Origin of the sequence: Flavobacterium sp. N502536 (assembly GCF_025947345.1) — a bacterium.
In the GTDB taxonomy this organism is placed as follows: Bacteria; Bacteroidota; Bacteroidia; order Flavobacteriales; family Flavobacteriaceae; genus Flavobacterium.
In genome coordinates this window covers 2096709-2113259 of record NZ_CP110011.1, presented here as the reverse complement: position 1 = coordinate 2113259, position 16551 = coordinate 2096709, and the positions used below count along the sequence as shown (strand labels likewise).

The 16551-nt window shown below is 37.0% G+C and carries 13 protein-coding genes and 3 tRNA genes; 3 read left to right on the top strand and 13 right to left on the bottom strand.

The genetic code is table 11. The features are described 5' to 3' along the window. Positions 1–2: 2 nt before the first annotated feature. Entirely contained in the window at positions 3–1058 is a 1056-nt protein-coding gene (locus OLM61_RS09345; RefSeq protein WP_264526082.1) for a phytase, read from the top strand. A gap of 196 nt (positions 1059–1254) precedes the next feature. Here OLM61_RS09345 and pckA read toward each other — a convergent pair whose 3' ends face one another. Together pckA and OLM61_RS09335 are read right to left on the bottom strand one after the other, a co-directional pair. Beyond that, positions 1255–2859, bottom strand: coding sequence for a phosphoenolpyruvate carboxykinase (ATP) (gene pckA, locus OLM61_RS09340; protein WP_264526081.1), 1605 nt, complete (start codon positions 2857–2859; stop codon positions 1255–1257). A 302-nt stretch (positions 2860–3161) separates the two neighbouring features. Continuing rightward, positions 3162–3548, bottom strand: coding sequence for a DUF423 domain-containing protein (locus tag OLM61_RS09335; RefSeq protein WP_264526080.1), 387 nt, complete (start codon positions 3546–3548; stop codon positions 3162–3164). 192 nt (positions 3549–3740) lie between these two features. Here OLM61_RS09335 and OLM61_RS09330 point away from each other — a divergent pair, with 192 nt between their 5' ends. After that, positions 3741–5105, top strand: coding sequence for a saccharopine dehydrogenase family protein (locus OLM61_RS09330; RefSeq protein WP_264526079.1), 1365 nt, complete (start codon positions 3741–3743; stop codon positions 5103–5105). 241 nt (positions 5106–5346) lie between these two features. Here OLM61_RS09330 and OLM61_RS09325 read toward each other — a convergent pair whose 3' ends face one another. The 4 genes from OLM61_RS09325 to OLM61_RS09310 form a co-directional block, all read right to left on the bottom strand. Beyond that, entirely contained in the window at positions 5347–6570 is a 1224-nt protein-coding gene (locus OLM61_RS09325) for a M56 family metallopeptidase (protein WP_264526078.1), read from the bottom strand. Continuing rightward, positions 6567–6938: a BlaI/MecI/CopY family transcriptional regulator gene (locus tag OLM61_RS09320; protein WP_264526077.1), complete on the bottom strand. Its 372-nt coding sequence runs from the start codon at positions 6936–6938 to the stop codon at positions 6567–6569. The genes OLM61_RS09325 and OLM61_RS09320 overlap by 4 nt, the downstream gene beginning before the upstream one ends. 167 nt (positions 6939–7105) lie before the next feature. Further along, entirely contained in the window at positions 7106–7528 is a 423-nt protein-coding gene (locus OLM61_RS09315) for a hypothetical protein (RefSeq protein ID WP_264526076.1), read from the bottom strand. 589 nt (positions 7529–8117) lie between these two features. Further along, positions 8118–9506, bottom strand: a complete 1389-nt coding sequence (locus OLM61_RS09310; protein WP_264526075.1) for a dipeptidase — start codon at positions 9504–9506, stop codon at positions 8118–8120. A gap of 120 nt (positions 9507–9626) precedes the next feature. On the opposite strand from OLM61_RS09310, the gene OLM61_RS09305 reads away from it, so the two are divergent. Continuing rightward, positions 9627–9708, top strand: a tRNA-Leu gene (locus OLM61_RS09305). Positions 9709–9864: 156 nt separating this feature from the next. On the opposite strand, the gene OLM61_RS09300 is transcribed toward OLM61_RS09305, so the two are convergent. The 7 genes from OLM61_RS09300 to OLM61_RS09270 form a co-directional block, all read right to left on the bottom strand. Then, entirely contained in the window at positions 9865–10098 is a 234-nt protein-coding gene (locus tag OLM61_RS09300) for a hypothetical protein (RefSeq protein ID WP_264526074.1), read from the bottom strand. A 377-nt stretch (positions 10099–10475) separates the two neighbouring features. Next, positions 10476–12059 (bottom strand): MFS transporter, encoded by a 1584-nt coding sequence (locus OLM61_RS09295; protein WP_264526073.1) that lies wholly within the window; start codon positions 12057–12059, stop codon positions 10476–10478. A 1-nt stretch (position 12060) separates the two neighbouring features. Beyond that, entirely contained in the window at positions 12061–13113 is a 1053-nt protein-coding gene (locus OLM61_RS09290; RefSeq protein WP_264526072.1) for an HlyD family secretion protein, read from the bottom strand. Between the two features lie 62 nt (positions 13114–13175). Beyond that, positions 13176–14462, bottom strand: coding sequence for a TolC family protein (locus OLM61_RS09285; RefSeq protein WP_264526071.1), 1287 nt, complete (start codon positions 14460–14462; stop codon positions 13176–13178). A 317-nt stretch (positions 14463–14779) separates the two neighbouring features. Further along, positions 14780–15664 carry an AraC family transcriptional regulator gene (locus OLM61_RS09280; protein ID WP_264526070.1) on the bottom strand — a complete coding sequence of 295 codons (885 nt, stop codon included), beginning with the start codon at positions 15662–15664 and terminating at the stop codon, positions 14780–14782. 131 nt (positions 15665–15795) lie between these two features. Then, positions 15796–15869, bottom strand: a tRNA-Asp gene (locus OLM61_RS09275). A 578-nt stretch (positions 15870–16447) separates the two neighbouring features. Continuing rightward, a tRNA-Asp gene (locus OLM61_RS09270) sits at positions 16448–16521 on the bottom strand. Positions 16522–16551 lie beyond the last annotated feature (30 nt).

Sequence of the window (16551 nt, the reverse complement as noted above, 5' to 3'; positions counted from 1 at the left end):
TAATGAAAAATAAAACGATACTAGCCTTTTTGCTTTTAAGCACTTTATTTATCGCCTGTAAAGAGGATAAACTGGCTCCCGTTGCTGCAAATGCTGTAAAACCAACCGTTGTTACCGAAGCCTTACCTCACGACACGGACGATCCTTCGATCTGGATTCATCCAACCGACGCTTCTAAAAGCATCATTGTAGGAACCGATAAGGATACTGACGGTGCTTTGTATGCTTTTGATTTAAAGGGAAAAATCATTGCAAAATCTGAAATTTTAAAACGCCCGAACAATGTTGATATCGCTTATGGCTTAAGCATCGATGGGAAAAAAGTTGATATTGCAGTCACTACAGAAAGAGAATCAAACAAAATAAGAATCTTTAGTCTACCCGATTTAAAAGCAATTGATAACGGAGGAATTTCTGTTTTTGAAGGCGAGGCTTTACGCGATCCGATGGGAGTTGCATTGTATACCCGAAAAAGCGACGATAAAATTTTTGCTATCGTAGGCAGAAAATCAGGACCTTCAGGAAGTTACTTATGGCAATATGAACTTTCCGGAAATGGAAAATCGGCTACAGCAAAAGTCGTTCGAAAGTTTGGCGCTTACAGCGGAAAGAAAGAGATCGAAGCTATTGCGGTTGACAATGAATTAGGAACTGTTTTGTATTGTGACGAACAATTCGGAATCAGAAAATACAAAGCCGATCCTGCTTTAAAAGACAACAAAGAACTCACCATTTTTGGAAAAACAGGTTTTAAAGCGGATAATGAAGGAATCGCGATTTACAAAAAAACAGATTCTACCGGATACATCCTGGTTTCAAACCAGCAAGCGAATACTTTCATGGTCTATCCGAGAGAAGGAGCAAATGGAAACCCAAATAACTATCCTCTATTAGCAGAAATCCCAACATCAACTATAGAATGTGATGGTGCCGATGTGACCAGCATAAATTTAGGCGGAGCTTTTAAAAACGGGCTGTTTGTAGCCATGAGCAACGGAATGACTTTTCACTACTACGCCTGGGATTTGATCCAGAAACGTATTGATGACAGGAAATAAGTTGGCAGTCGCAGTTTACAGTCGCAGGCGCAGTTGGCAGTTTCTTAACTATGCCTGAAAACTGTGACTGAAAACTGTGACTGAGACTGAAGACTGAGACTGAAGACTGAGACTGAGACTGAGACTGAGAAAGAATACCAAACAAAAAAGCTGTTCATAACGAACAGCTTTTTTTAGTTTGAATTAGTAATCTTCCTTATTCTATGATCGGTGCACCAGCCAAAATTTCGGCATTGGCAAATTCTTCAAATTTGGCAAAATTAGCTTTAAATTTCTGAGCCAATTCAACTGCTTTTTTATCGTACAACTCAGGATCTTCCCAAGTATTTCTCGGATCTAAGATTTCATTTGGAACGTTTGGACAAGTTTCAGGTTGTGCAATTCCAAATACTTTATGATTTTTAAACGCAACGTTATCCAATTCTCCGTTTAAGGCAGCGGTAATCATGGCACGTGTGTATTTTAATTTCATACGGCTTCCTGTTCCGTAAGGACCTCCTGTCCAACCTGTATTGATCAACCAAACTTTTACATCAGCTTCTTCCATTTTTTTAGTTAGCATTTCTGCGTAACGTGTTGGATGTAATGGCATAAATGGTGCACCAAAACAAGCTGAGAAATTAGGTTGTGGTTCTGTAACTCCTGCTTCAGTTCCTGCAACTTTAGCTGTATATCCTGAGATAAAATAGTAAGCAGCCTGTCCCGGAGTTAATTTTGAGATTGGAGGCAAAATTCCGAAAGAATCAGCAGTTAAGAAAAAGATATTCTTAGGATTATGTCCAATAGAACCTGGCTGAATGTTGTCGATATGAGTGATTGGGTAACTTACACGAGTATTTTGAGTGATGGAAACATCATCATAATCTACTTCGTTTGTTCCCGATTTGAAAACCACATTTTCTAAAAGCGCTCCTTTTTTGATTGCTCTAAAAATGTCCGGTTCGTTTTCTTCTGTAAGGTTAATTACTTTTGCATAGCAACCACCTTCAAAGTTGAAAACAGTATTTTCTGCAGTCCATCCGTGTTCATCGTCTCCAATTAACTTACGTTGCGGATCTGCTGATAAAGTTGTTTTTCCTGTTCCTGATAATCCGAAGAAAATTGCAGTATCTCCTGCTTCACCAACATTCGCACTACAGTGCATTGGTAATGTATTTTTGAAAACCGGAAGAATGAAGTTTAAAGCAGAGAAAATTCCCTTTTTCATTTCTCCAGTATAACCTGTTCCTCCAATAAGTGCGATCTTTTTAGTAAAATCTAAAATAGCAAAATTAGACTGACGCGTTCCGTCTACAGCAGGATCTGCCATAAAACTTGGAGCACAAACTACAGTCCATTCTGGAGTAAAATTAGCTAATTCTGACTCCTCTGGTCTTAAAAACATGTTGTAGCAAAACAAATTCGACCATGCTGTTTCAGTAACAACACGAACATTTAGTCTATAATTAGCATCAGAGCAAACGTAAGAATCACGAACAAAAACTTCTTTATTCGATAAAAACTGCGTTACCTTGTTGTATAATCTTTCAAAAGCATCCGGTTCAAAAGAAATGTTTACATTTCCCCACCAAACCTGATCTCCGGTAATACCATCTTTTACGATGTAACGATCCTGAGGAGAACGTCCTGTAAATTCGCCCGTATTAATTGCTAATGCTCCCGTGGAGTTCTCAACACCTTGACCTGATTGCAAAGTGATCGCATGCAATTCATCTGCAGATAGTTGATAGCGAACTTTTGCATTTTCAATTCCTAATTCTTTCAGCGAAATCGATTGCGTGAAAACTGTGTGACTGTCCATAAATTTTTAGTTGTGTGTGATGTTTAAGAGAAAGCAAAATTATATAATTTATTATTAAACCTTTAAAAAAATTTAAATTTCACTTTTATTTATATTAATTAAGTAAAATTTAACCTTCTGAAATGAATAAAACAAAAAAATAAATGCCTCTAATTCATTTTTCTATAACCCTATAAATGAATTTGTTATAATATTTTTACATTAAAGTAAAAAGCAATAGAAACTCACATAATCAAGATCATATGTTATTTATGTGACAAAATTAAAGATTAATTTTTAGATAATTTTTTTTATTCGGTATTTTATGATTTTCTCCTCAAAATCGTAACAAATAACAGCGCCCAGGCAATAATTAATAAAAAACCACCCAAAGGAGTTGCGAATACGATAATTTTAAAATCAAAAACAGTCATGCTTTTTGTCGCTAACAAATAGATAGATCCGCTAAAAAGAAGTACCCCGGCAACCACCAAATTATAGATTGCTTTAACGGTTTTTTCGGCAATATCTTTTCTGGTCGAAAGAAAAAGTAAAAATAAAGCATGATACATTTGGTAACGAACTCCTACTTCAAAAGTATTTAATTCTTCTACTGATAAGTATTTCTTCAGTAAATGCGCACCAAAAGCGCCCAAAATGATCGCTAACATTCCCATAAAAGTTCCTGCCAAAACAATTCTTCTTTTCATATTTTCTATACTTTCGATTCTCACACAAAAATACTTCAATCGTACTTAAAAAGCATTTTACTTTTGAAAAATATTTTTCAGAAAAAAGAATTCCCCTTTTTTTGGCATTAAAAAAAAATATCCAACATTTTTCCGAAATTAAAATTGTTATATATTTAACAATTTAATATATTTGTGTTATAAATATAAAATATGAGAAGCATTTTAATCATTGGAGCCGGTAGATCTGCATCGTCCTTAATACGTTATTTACTAGCAAAATCAGAAAGCGAAAACCTACATCTTGTTGTGGCCGACCTTTCTTTGGCCTTAGCCGAAAAAAAGACACAAAAACATCCTAATGCGACTCCAATTGCTTTAAATATTTTTGATACCGAAGAAAGAAAAGCAGCAATCGAAAAAGCGTCTATCGTAATCTCGATGCTGCCTGCCCATTTACATATCGAAATCGCCAAAGACTGTCTACAGTTTAAAAAACATCTGGTTACAGCTTCCTATATCAGTGATGCCATGCAGGCACTGGACGAGGAAGCCCGAAAAAACAATTTGGTTTTCATGAACGAGATTGGTCTTGATCCCGGAATCGATCACATGAGCGCCATGAAAGTGATTGATGAAATCAGAGCCAAAGGTGGCAAAATGCTGCTTTTTGAATCCTTTTGCGGTGGCTTAGTTGCTCCCGAATCCGATAATAATTTATGGAATTACAAATTTACCTGGGCTCCTCGAAATGTCGTTCTGGCGGGACAAGGAGGCGCAGCAAAATTTATTCAGGAAGGTACTTATAAATACATTCCGTACAGCGCTTTATTTCGCCGTACCGAATTTCTGGAAGTAGAAGGTTACGGGAAATTTGAGGCTTATTCCAATCGCGATTCCCTTAAATACAAATCGGTTTACGGTTTAGACAATGTGCTAACGCTGTACAGAGGAACCATCAGAAGAGTAGGTTTCTCGAAGGCATGGAATATGTTTGTACAACTGGGTATGACAGACGACAGCTATATCATGGAAGACTCTGAAAACATGAGCTACCGTCAATTTGTGAATTCCTTTTTACCGTACCACCCAACCGATTCTGTAGAAATCAAAACCCGACTGATCTTAAAAATTGATCAGGACGATATTATGTGGGACAAGCTTCTGGAACTGGATTTGTTTAATCCCAACAAGAAAATAAATCTGCCCAATGCCACTCCTGCGCAGATCTTAGAAAAAATATTAACCGACAGCTGGTCTCTGGAACCGGATGACAAAGACATGATTGTCATGTACCATAAGTTTGGCTATGAACTCAATGGAGAGAAAAAACAAATTGACTCCAAAATGGTTTGTATTGGAGACGACCAAACCTATACTGCAATGGCAAAAACCGTTGGACTACCGGTTGCAATGGCGACGCTGTTAATTTTAAATGGAAAAATCACAACTCCAGGCGTACAGCTTCCGATAAAAAAAGAAGTGTACCTGCCTATTTTAAAGGAGCTAGAAGAATATGGGGTTATTTTTAACGAGCAAAAAATGCCTTATTTTGGATATAATCCGGATTTGTTCTAAGATCCGGGTTGTTGTTTTTTAGAATTTTTTTTTAGTTTTTTATTTAATCCGCTTCCAGGTTCTGGAAGCGGATTTTTTTTGAAAAGATGCGAGGTACAGAAAACCAAAATTTGAATCCTGAGCTGATTTGGCTAAAGCCACTCACCTTATCATTTTAAACCTCCAGCTAAAGCTGGAGGCTATTTAAAAGGAAATCTTTAACCCCTTTGCACCTTTGCACCTCTGTACCTTAAAAAAAAACCTATTTCTCAGGCTGAACCGTAATTGGCAAACTGTAAATTACTCTAACCGATTTCCCCTGTTGCGTTGCAGCGGTCCATTTTGGAGAAAGTTTCAGGACACGGATAACCTCATTCCCTATTCCATAACCGGAGTCTTTAATTGTTTTAATATCGGATAAACTTCCATCTTTTTCAATGGTGAATTGCATGTATGTTTTTCCTTCAATTTTATTTTTCCCAACTGCTGCCGGCATTTTGAAATTCTTCCCAATAAATTTATAAAACGCTGTCATGCCACCAGGATATTCAGGCAATTTCTCGACCTCTTCCAATACATAAAGGTCTTTGTCTTTCATTGCTGCTTTAGTGGGCGGTTTTTGAGCAATTGCTTGAGTACTAAAAACAAACAAAAGCAAGGCATAAAGACTACCCACTGTAAATACTTTCAATACAATTTTAATCGGAGATTCTTTTTTAGTCATCATAAGTAAACGTTTTTTAGTTATTAAATAATTGATATTACTCGCCAGAGCAACCGTATTTTTATTGGAGGCAAAATCAAGCAATAAATGCTGATAACTTCTAATTTCACCAAACTGCATATTTACGGCTTCATCGGCCAAAAATTCATGATTGAGTTTAATGGATTTTTTATAAAGAAGAAGCAACGGATTGAACCAGAAAACAATCTGCAGCACCTCAACAAAAAGAATATCCAAAGTATGCCTCTGTTTCAAATGTGCTTTCTCGTGGGCTATTAATTCTGATGGAATTTTGCCATTTTCAAATTCTGTTTTATTCATAAAAATAGATGTCCAAAAAGAGTATGGCAAACCAGACTCCTGAAGCAACACTATTTTTTGTCCATTTTCAAAACGAATTTCACTGCGCTGTATCCTTTTATAAAACGAATTAAGCCCCAGAACAAACCTGAATGTCAACACTAAAACTACGGCGCTGTAAGCTGCAACAATCAAAACCAACAAAAAGTCATTTACCGAAATGGTATTGAGCTGCTCACTGCTTTTCTGAAGTACTATTTCATTCAATTGAACCAACCCAATTTTAGCAGACACAAACGATCCAAACGAGATAAGTTGTAGCGGAATTACAAAACTAAAAACCAAACTCGCCAGCAAATAAGCGCGATTAAAACGAAACATTTTTTCGTTTTCCAACAGCAATTTGTATACTGCATAAAAAACAAAAAGCAGTATTCCTGATTTTAAAAGATAGTTTATCATTTTTTCTTCTTTTGAATTTCTGAATCGATTATTTTTCTGAGTTCTTCCAGTTCGGTCGTACTTAAATTCGTTTCGGTCGTAAAAAAAGAAGCGAATTGTGATGCCGAATTATTAAAAAAACTACTAATTAACCCATTAACATGTTTAGAGAAATAGGCTGTTTTTTTGACCAAAGGGTAATATTCTCTTGAATTCCCAAATTCATTGTAAGCAACGAATTTTTTATCGATCATTCGTTTCAAAAGCGTCGCAACGGTTGTTGTTGCCGGTTTTGGCTCCGGATACGCTTCAAGCAAATCTTTCATAAAAGCTTTTTCAAGCTTCCAGAGATGCTCCATTAATTGTTCTTCTGAGTTTGATAATTGCATTTTTTTTCTTTTTAAGGTTCTGAGCTACTAAGATTCTAAGTTGCTGAGTTTTTCTTTGCCACAGATTAAAATGATTTTTATGATTTCTTCTGTATGCTACACTAATTCTATATTCTATAATCTTTACTCTTTCTATTCTCTTTATTCTTTCTTCTACACCCTCCGGCCTACTCCACTATTCGTTCCGAAATCAACTCACCGTTATCGTATTTCTTAACTTCGATTAATTTCCCTTTATCCGAATAAAACTCCCAATCACCAAAATAAAACCAGTGTGTTTCTATCGAATTGACTTCGATCTTTGTTTTTCCCTTCGATTGTACTTTTCCGTTTTCGTAATAATATTTTACAAGGCAGATTCCCTTTTTATATTTCTCTGTTTTATAGATTTTCCCGTCTATATACGATTTCCACTTTTTTATGGGTTCGCCGTGTTTGTAATACTCAAACGATTTGTAAACCGTGCTGTCTTGTTTGTAATTGTCAATCCAGACACCTTCCCGTTTCTTATCCACAATCTGATTGATCGGTTTGCTTTTGCATCCTAAAAGAACTAATCCACAAAATAATAAGATTACCAGCTGTCTCATTTGACTATTTTAATTCTACAATTATAGATGTTGCTCTACAAATGTAGAATTATTTTTTTAATATGCAAGATTTTTTTTTGAAAGGTGCTGAGACTCTAAGACACTAAGGTTCTGAGGGTTTCTTTTTTTGAGGTTCAGAGTGGCAAAGGCGCAGAGGTGCAAAGGTGAAGAGAAACAATATCTGAATTGTCTCCAGCTTCAGCTGGAGGCTGGAGAAATAAAGGCATTTATTGGCTTTAGCCTAATTTCATGCAGAGATTTTCAAAATTTAAATCTGGAATTTATTCGGCTAAAGCCAATTATCTAATTCCTTTAAACCTACCTACAGCTGAAGCTGTAGGCTATTCAACAAAAATTTCAATTTTCCCGTTCCTCTGTACCTTTGAACCTCTGCCCCTTTGAACCTCTCTTAAGCGTTAGGGATAGAGGCGGTATCTCCCGATTTAGAAAAACAAGGCTTTTTAGCCGTAGTTTTTGTTAATTGGGAATATAGCCGAAAGCCCGACCGCCGCGGCGGAAACGCCCATAAAAAAATCCGCTCATTTCTGAACGGATTCCTTATTTATTTTAAATCTTTCTTTTTAGAAAACTACTTCGAAAGCTCTACAAAATACTTATAAAACAACGGAATAGTTTCGATTCCTTTTAAGTAATTGAAGATTCCAAAATGCTCGTTTGGCGAGTGAATTGCATCACTGTCTAAACCGAAGCCCATTAAGATCGTTTTACTTTTTAATTCTTTTTCAAACAAAGCTACAATCGGAATACTTCCTCCTGAACGAACCGGAATTGCCGGAACTCCAAAAGTTTCTGTATACGCTTTGTTTGCCGCCTGATATCCAATACTGTCAATTGGCGTTACATAACCCTGACCTCCGTGGTGTGGCGTTACTTTTACTGTAACTCCTGCCGGAGCAATACTTGTGAAATGTTTTGCAAAAAGTTCTGTGATCTCTTCCCAATCCTGATTAGGTACCAAACGCATCGAAATTTTAGCAAATGCTTTACTTGCAATAACCGTTTTTGCACCCTCTCCGGTATATCCTCCCCAGATTCCGTTTACATCTAAAGTTGGACGAATAGAATTACGCTCGTTAGTTACATATCCTTTTTCACCATAAACATCATTTAAGTCTAAGGCTTTTTTATATTTTTCTAAGCTAAAAGGCGCTTTTGCCATTTCGGCTCTTTCTTCAAGAGACAATTCCTGTACTTTATCGTAGAACCCCGGAATCGTAATATGATTGTCTTCGTCATGAAGCGAAGCGATCATTTTTGCCAGAATATTTATTGGGTTCGCCACTGCTCCTCCGTATAAACCAGAATGTAAATCGCGGTTTGGACCTGTAACTTCTACCTCAACATAACTCAGACCTCTTAAACCTGTCGTAATCGACGGCTGTTGGTTAGAAATCATTCCGGTATCTGAAATTAAGATGACATCGTTTTTTAGTTTTTCCTGATTGCGTTCTACGAACCACGCTAAACTTGCCGAACCTACTTCTTCTTCTCCTTCGATCATGAATTTTACGTTACATGGCAAAACATTGTTCTGAACCATGTACTCCAACGCTTTTACGTGCATGTACATCTGACCTTTGTCGTCACAAGCACCACGAGCGAAGATTGCTCCTTCCGGGTGAATATCTGTTGTTTTAATTACAGGTTCGAATGGAGGCGAAGTCCATAACTCTAACGGATCTGGTGGCTGAACATCATAATGTCCGTAAACAAGAACAGTTGGTAAATTTGGGTCGATTATTTTCTCTCCATATATGATTGGGTAACCCGGAGTGTCGCAAATTTCGACAAAATCGCAACCTGCTTTTGATAAACTTTCCTTTACTGCTTCGGCAGTATCGATAACATCTTGCGAGTATGCAGTGTCGGCACTAACCGACGGAATCTTTAATAATTCGATCAACTCGTTGATAAAGCGATCCTTATGTTCTTGAACGTAAGACTTTATATTTTCCATTTAAATTATTTTTATAGAAATCCAAAAGTACAAAAAAGAGAATTAATATTTTTTTTCAATTTTTTCGTTTTTTTTCTTTGAATATTCGAAGTTATGTCTATCTTTGCACCCACAATTGCCGCGGATATGGTGAAATTGGTAGACATGCCAGACTTAGGATCTGGTGCCGCAAGGCGTGTAGGTTCGAGTCCTATTATCCGCACCGAAAAAAAGCTTCTGAGAAATCAGAAGCTTTTTTGTTTTCCATTAAACCCGACAGTTTTTTAAAACCTGTCGGGTTTAGAATACAAACTGTTGTCGAATTACTTGTGTGATTTCTCGTTCCTCGAAATGACAAACCAGACGAAAAAACCTTTCTTCACCTCACATCCAAATAAGGATCCAAAACTTCTGCCAATTTGTTCAGCCAGTAAAAATTGTCATCAATATTTGATAATTCAGACTGAACCATTTCACATTCCCTCATTACACACAAAGAAAGCACATGATTTATTTGACGAATACTCTTTGCCATATCTTTAGGATCAATCGCATTATTAAAAAAATCCATTAATCTGGTTTCGGTTTCTTTTGAGAAGTTTTCTGTCGTCATGATTTCTAAATTTTAAGAATAGCACAAAAATCCGCAGATTTTATTTTCATTTAGACGCATATATGAGTCCATCTCTATTTTATTTTTTCGTATAGAAAAAGCCCGTGTAATCAGCACGGGCTTTCATCATCATCAATCGAAAAAAAAGTCAGGATCATCACTCCCTGACTATGGGGTTATTTTAAAAGCATTCTGGCAGATCCAAACCTTCTTTTTACACACTCGCAATTCAACAAAGATTGACGACACTTGGAACGGAGCTTCTTGTGTGATTTCTCCCTTCGCTCGAAATGACAAACAGCCCCGTTAAGCGTTTATAGCAAGTAAAAACTTTGCACCTTCGCGTCTTTGCGAGATTAAATCTTCAAACAAATTCCTTAACTGATCCAAATTTTCTTTTTAAACAGGTTTGCTGTGTGTCTTAAATGTTGGTTCAAGCCAATCAAAACCACCAAAACCACCAAACCATACCCCACAACAGTATAAATTTCCATATCCGATAATAAGGTAGCTTGTTTGGCAACGGTAGTAAAAACCTTTTTCAAGGCCAATGTATTGGCATTATCGACCGAATATCCTTTTGCTATAAAACTCTGTGTTGTTGCAGCAATGGTTTGCTGTGCTTCGGGATTCTCGCCTGTTACAAATTGGCTTAGTTTCAGGAAGTGTTTTTTATTCAGGAACACTTGAGCATTCTGCATGATACAAAACCCGATAGTACTTCCCCAAAAACGTCCTGAGACTCCAATAATCCCGGAGGATGTCATCAATTTTCCCGGAACTGCCGTAACCGTAAACAAAACTAATGGCACAAACAAAACCCCAACCGCGATCCCCTGCAAAATATACGGAATCAAAATATCCGACAGTGAAACATCGGACACAAACAAAAACGTAAACCAAAAATGATATACCGCCAAAAGCGCAAAACCTATCATAAAAATGTATTTAGTCGCCATAGATCGCATCAGAAAAACAGCCGCTAAAATCAACCCAATTACATTTCCTAATCCGTTTATATATTGCACTCCCGCAACACGCGACGGGTCCCAATTCCAAATCGTAAACATTACACTATGACACAAACTCAAAGTCGCTCTGGCAATGTAGAACAGAAAAAACAACAGAAACCCGATTCGCAGATTCGCATATCTGAAAACTTCAAAATTAAAACTTGGTCGCTTTACCAGTAATTGTCTGAAAACAAACAAACCTCCCGTAATGAGACATATTATTAAGGAAAGAATCAATTGAGACGATTCGAACCAATATTTTCTTTCGGCATACACAAAAAAGTAAGCTCCGGTTATTATCGATGTCAAAACCAGAACAAAACTCAGAAAATCAATTTGATACAACGGGATCTTTTTAGTGATTCGGTGGCTGTTAAAGGTTACCAGAATCAAAAAGACATTAATAATTTGAAGCATTCCCGAAACATACAGCATATATTTCCAATCGTAATGATCAAGGAACCAAACCGCGATGTTCATAATAAAGGGCGTCGCCAGTAAAAGCGATCCGTAGTAAAACGAAAACCCAATGACAATGGCGTTTTTAGAATTAAAACGTTCTACCAGCAACTGCCTCAAAATCATTACCGGCAAAGCCATTAAGATTCCTTCAAGAACTCTTAACATGATAAAAACAGCAAAATTGGCCACATATCCTGATGCAATTATCGTTACAGCAATCAAAACATACAACATCATTAGGTAGGTTTTGGCTGGAAAATAATTCGAAAACCTACTCTCGATAAGGATCGTCGCCAATAAAGTTCCGTAGGTTACACACATAGCAAACTGCAAATCCTCGGCTTCGATATCCAGAAAACTTGCAGCATAAGTTACGTTTGAACTGTAAACCCCCAATAAAATCATAGAATGCAGCAAGCACACAAACAAGATAATAATGATCGCCCAATTAGGAACCCAGGACTTAAAAATACTTTTATCTTCCATTTTATTGGTGTTCGGCAATAACCGTAATATTCATTCCGGCTCTTAAAAAATCGACTTGTTTGTCGGCTTCTTTTAATTGAATTCGAACCGGAATCCTCTGTTCTATTTTCACAAAGTTTCCTGTGGCATTATCTGGAGGCAATAACGAAAATCGAGCACCACTGGCAGGTGACAATGACTTAACAATTCCCGTAAACTCTTTATCCTTTAGAGCATCAGCCTTAATTTGAACTTCCTGACCTACGGTTAAATATTGTAACTGTGTTTCTTTAAAATTTGCAGTAATCCATTTCTCTTTACTCACAATCGAAAGCAATGATTGCCCTTCTTTAACCATTTGTCCCGGCTGTAAAATTCTTTTTCCAACCCAGCCGTCATAAGGCGCCGTGATTATGGTGTACGAAAGAAACAATGCCGCATTATCAGCAACAGCTTGCTTAGACTCGACAACCGTTTGCATGGTAGGAACATTTGCCTGCGCCTGAGAAGTACTCAAATTGGAAGACTGAATCCTCTCTCGCATTTCCTGAAAATGTGCCTGCGCCGACTCGTAATCGGCTTTTACTTTTTCTAATTGCTGAGAAGTCGCTGCCTCCTCCTTCACAAGAGCCTTGTATCGGTCGTACTCTAATTTTGTTTTCCAAAGATTCGTTTTCGCCACCGCCAATTGCGATTCTCCAATTGCTGTTGAACTTGCTGTTGTCGCCACATTTTTCTGGGCCACTACACTGCTTTGTTTCGCACTTTGAACATCAGCCAAAGCCACATTCAGTTTCGATTTGTACTCTCTGTTATCAATCACCACCAAAGTATCTCCCTTGTGTACAAACTGATTTTCCTCAAAACGAACCTCCTGAACATACCCTGTAATTCGGGACATAATTGGCGTAACGTATTGCTCTACCTGAGCATCATTGGTTTCTTCATGATTTTGACTGAACACATAAAACCAAATTCCTAAAATGACTCCGCTTACCACCAACAGGCAGGCAATTATTGTTATAATGATATGAAACGATTGGTTTGCTCTGGTTTCATTTTTAATCTTTACCATAAATTCTATATCTTTTTCTATTCTCTTGCTTCTTTCTTCTTACTTCTATTTTCTCCTCGATCTTAAATCTCTCCCGGCAACATCCCGGCGGTACGCAGCAGTTCGTAATGTTTCATCACAGCGTCAATTCGGGTTGAAATTTTGTTGTATTTTGCCTGTAACAACGCATTGTCTGCATCCACCATTTCGGTTATCAGAACCAGTTGATTCAGGTATTTTAGTTTTACGATTCGGTAATTTTCATTAGCCAATTCTTCGGCTTTATCGACAACTTTAAACTTCTCAACGATTTCCTTATATTGCGTATGATTCCTGAACAACTCGTCCTGAATTTTATCTTTCACAATCTCAGACTGCATTTCCTGCCATTGAATTCTGGTCGTCGCCATCTGAACCTTAGTTTTATTTTTATATAAACCCGAAATATCAAAACTGGCTTCAACTCCCACTTGTCCTAAGGTGTACAAATACGGGTTTGGAGGAAAAAATTTGTAGTTGGGATAATTGAAACTATAGTTCCCAAAGAAATTAATACTTGGATAATAATTCCCTTTTGCCAATTTCAACTCCGTTTTTTTGATCGCTATTTCCTGACTTGAGATTCGCATTTCTTCGTTCTGCAAAGCATGATTCATATACACTTCATAAGGATCAAGGCCTTGCATTTCAATATTTGCCGTTGTGTCGATTGTTATTTCCTCTTGTTCGGGCAACTGAAGCAATGTTTTTAAATCGTGCAGCGCAATTTTGATGTTTTTAGAATTCGTCAAAGCATTCAACTCTCGGTCCGAAAGCTGTAATTCTGCACGCAATACCTCATTTTTGGTTACCGTTCCGTGTTTTTTCAGGGATTGAACTTCTCTTAACCGATTTTGCTCTTCTTTGATATTCTCAGCAATGATTTGCTGAAGCTCCATCATTTTATAAATTCCCAAATAGGTCCCAATCACTTCTAACTCGATATCATTTTCGGTCTTCTCCTTTTTGATTTGAGCGATTTGATTTTCCTGATTGGCAATTTTAATCGCATTATTGATTTTATTTCCAACATACAATGGCATTTTAAATGTTGTTCCAACCTCGTAAATCTCAGGGATGGTCCTGGTAACTTCTTTGCCTTTTAAGAAGCCGCCTTTAAATTCGGTAATATTGGTTATTCTCGAATAAGCGCCGTTCATCTCAATTTCCGGCAGTCGTAACTCTTTATTTTCTTTGATGTTTTCTTCAGAAAGTGTTACTTCGAGTTTAGATTTGAGAATGTTTCGGTTATTCTCTTTCGCAATTTTAATCGCCTCATTTAATGAAATCGATTTTACTTCTTGCGCATGTAGTGTGGTGAATCCGAGCATAAATAAGACATAAGCTCTATTTTTCAGGAAACACTGTAGTGCGGAAATCTGTTTTTTAAGGAACATGAATACATAAATAATTTATGATGCAAAGTTCCTGCATTTTTTTGGTGACTGATAATTCTAAAAAGTCAATAACATATTCATTTCAGACAAATGTTAAAATATTATTTTTCAACAACTCCACACTAAAACAATGACAAACAAACCGTTACGAATAAGATTTACTTTTTAGTTATTTAAAAAAAACTCCCGCAGATTAAGCAGATTAAGCAGATTTATTCCCCTATATACTTAATCTACAAGAGAAAAATAATCTATCTGCTTTTTAAAATATCCTCTCCGTTTAAGTAATCGGACGGGCGTTGCCCGAGGATTTTAAAGAATGTATTACTAAATGTTGGCACACTACTATATCCTACTTCCTGAGCGACTTCTTTAACTGAAAGTTTTCGATCCAGTAGAAGCTCTATAGCTTTTAGAATTCTTCGAATCGTATAATATTGAATAAAGGACATATTGAGATCTCTTTGAAACAAGCGATACAAAGACCGTTCACTATACCCAAACTCATGCGCAACAGCTGCAAATAGAATAGTTTCCCCCAGATTATTTTCAATATAACGCAGAATTTTACCCAAGCGAGGATCTTTTGGTTGCGGTAATTCTAAAGGTAAGTTGGTCAGACAAATTTGAGGCAATATTGCTTTAATCGCTTTGGCAATGGCAAAATTCGGGCTTCCTTTCTTAAGATCCCCATTCCATCGATTGGTAAAAAGCATCATTTGCAACAATAAATTATTGACCGGATAAATTCCTTCACTCTTATAAAAAACATCTTCGTCTTTTTCGACAGGAAAATACAAATTACGCATCGTAACACTTTCCGACTTTGGCTCAATACTGTGCTCCACCCCGCTCGGAATCCAGATAAAATGTCTTGCCGGTAAAAAGTAGGTTTTCGTTTCTGTAGTTACAAAAACCACATCACCTTCAGCATACAACAATTGTGCTTTGTCGTGTTTATGTGTAGGCACAAACAATTCGCCCATCAAATCGTGGTGGCAGTAAATGCTCTTTTTATCGGCATCTACTTTTTTGATGTAATATTTATCTAATTTCTGACCGGAATATTCCATTGAAGCTTGATACGATGTCTCTTGCGATATTAAAGATAAGAAGAAATAGAATTTAAATTCCAAATAAAAAATTCCAAACTCCAACACGACTATATGTTTTATTGGAATTTGGAACTTTGGAGTTTACAATTTATTCTAGAAAGTTTTCTAAAACAAAAAAGCCTTTCCATTAAGAAAGGCTTCTCCCAATATTGCGGTCTGGACGGGACTCGAACCCGCGACCCCATGCGTGACAGGCATGTATTCTAACCAACTGAACTACCAAACCAACTGCGTTATTGCGAGTGCAAAAATACAACAGATCTTTGATTCTACAAGCTTTTTTTGCGAATAAATTTTAAGAAATTTTTAATTGATTAGATTCCAATATTTTAAAATTCGCCTGTCAAATCAAAAAAGAAGAACTTTCTTTCTTTTTGACTTCAAAGAACCCAAAACGGAAAGCGCCAACTCCGCAAAACTTAAAAAACTTCGCGTAAACCTTAGCGCACTTTACGGCTAAACCAAACAAGCAAAACCAAAAAATCCGCAAAGCCCATAAAAAACCTTGCGAACTTCGCGCAAACCTTAGCACCCCTTGCGGCTAAACCAAAAACCAAAAAATCCGCAAAGCTTATAAAAAACTTTGCGGACTTTACTTAAATCTTAGCGCTCTTTGCATTTAAAAACAAAAACCAAAAGTGTCCTAAATCAAAAAAGCCATCCACAAAAGTGGAAAGCTTTTCATTGGTCTAACTACTAAACCAGCTACGAGTTACAAAGTCGTAGCAAAACAACACAACTAATCTTAGATACCGTATTTGGGCAAAAAAGCCTTTCCGTTAAGAAAGGCTTTTCCCAATATTGCGGTCTGGACGGGACTCGAACCCGCGACCCCATGCGTGACAGGCATGTATTCTAACCAACTGAACTACCAAACCTCTGCGTTATTGCGGTTGCAAAGATAGTAC

Excerpts from the sequence above, each read along its gene's own strand:
- OLM61_RS09345 (WP_264526082.1), top strand. The coding sequence starts at position 3 with ATGAAAAATAAAACGATACTAGCCTTTTTGCTTTTAAGCACTTTATTT.
- pckA (WP_264526081.1), bottom strand. The coding sequence starts at position 2,859 with ATGGACAGTCACACAGTTTTCACGCAATCGATTTCGCTGAAAGAATTA.
- OLM61_RS09335 (WP_264526080.1), bottom strand. The coding sequence starts at position 3,548 with ATGAAAAGAAGAATTGTTTTGGCAGGAACTTTTATGGGAATGTTAGCG.
- OLM61_RS09330 (WP_264526079.1), top strand. The coding sequence starts at position 3,741 with ATGAGAAGCATTTTAATCATTGGAGCCGGTAGATCTGCATCGTCCTTA.
- OLM61_RS09325 (WP_264526078.1), bottom strand. The coding sequence starts at position 6,570 with ATGATAAACTATCTTTTAAAATCAGGAATACTGCTTTTTGTTTTTTAT.
- OLM61_RS09320 (WP_264526077.1), bottom strand. The coding sequence starts at position 6,938 with ATGCAATTATCAAACTCAGAAGAACAATTAATGGAGCATCTCTGGAAG.
- OLM61_RS09315 (WP_264526076.1), bottom strand. The coding sequence starts at position 7,528 with ATGAGACAGCTGGTAATCTTATTATTTTGTGGATTAGTTCTTTTAGGA.
- OLM61_RS09310 (WP_264526075.1), bottom strand. The coding sequence starts at position 9,506 with ATGGAAAATATAAAGTCTTACGTTCAAGAACATAAGGATCGCTTTATC.
- OLM61_RS09300 (WP_264526074.1), bottom strand. The coding sequence starts at position 10,098 with ATGACGACAGAAAACTTCTCAAAAGAAACCGAAACCAGATTAATGGAT.
- OLM61_RS09295 (WP_264526073.1), bottom strand. The coding sequence starts at position 12,059 with ATGGAAGATAAAAGTATTTTTAAGTCCTGGGTTCCTAATTGGGCGATC.
- OLM61_RS09290 (WP_264526072.1), bottom strand. The coding sequence starts at position 13,113 with ATGGTAAAGATTAAAAATGAAACCAGAGCAAACCAATCGTTTCATATC.
- OLM61_RS09285 (WP_264526071.1), bottom strand. The coding sequence starts at position 14,462 with ATGCTCGGATTCACCACACTACATGCGCAAGAAGTAAAATCGATTTCA.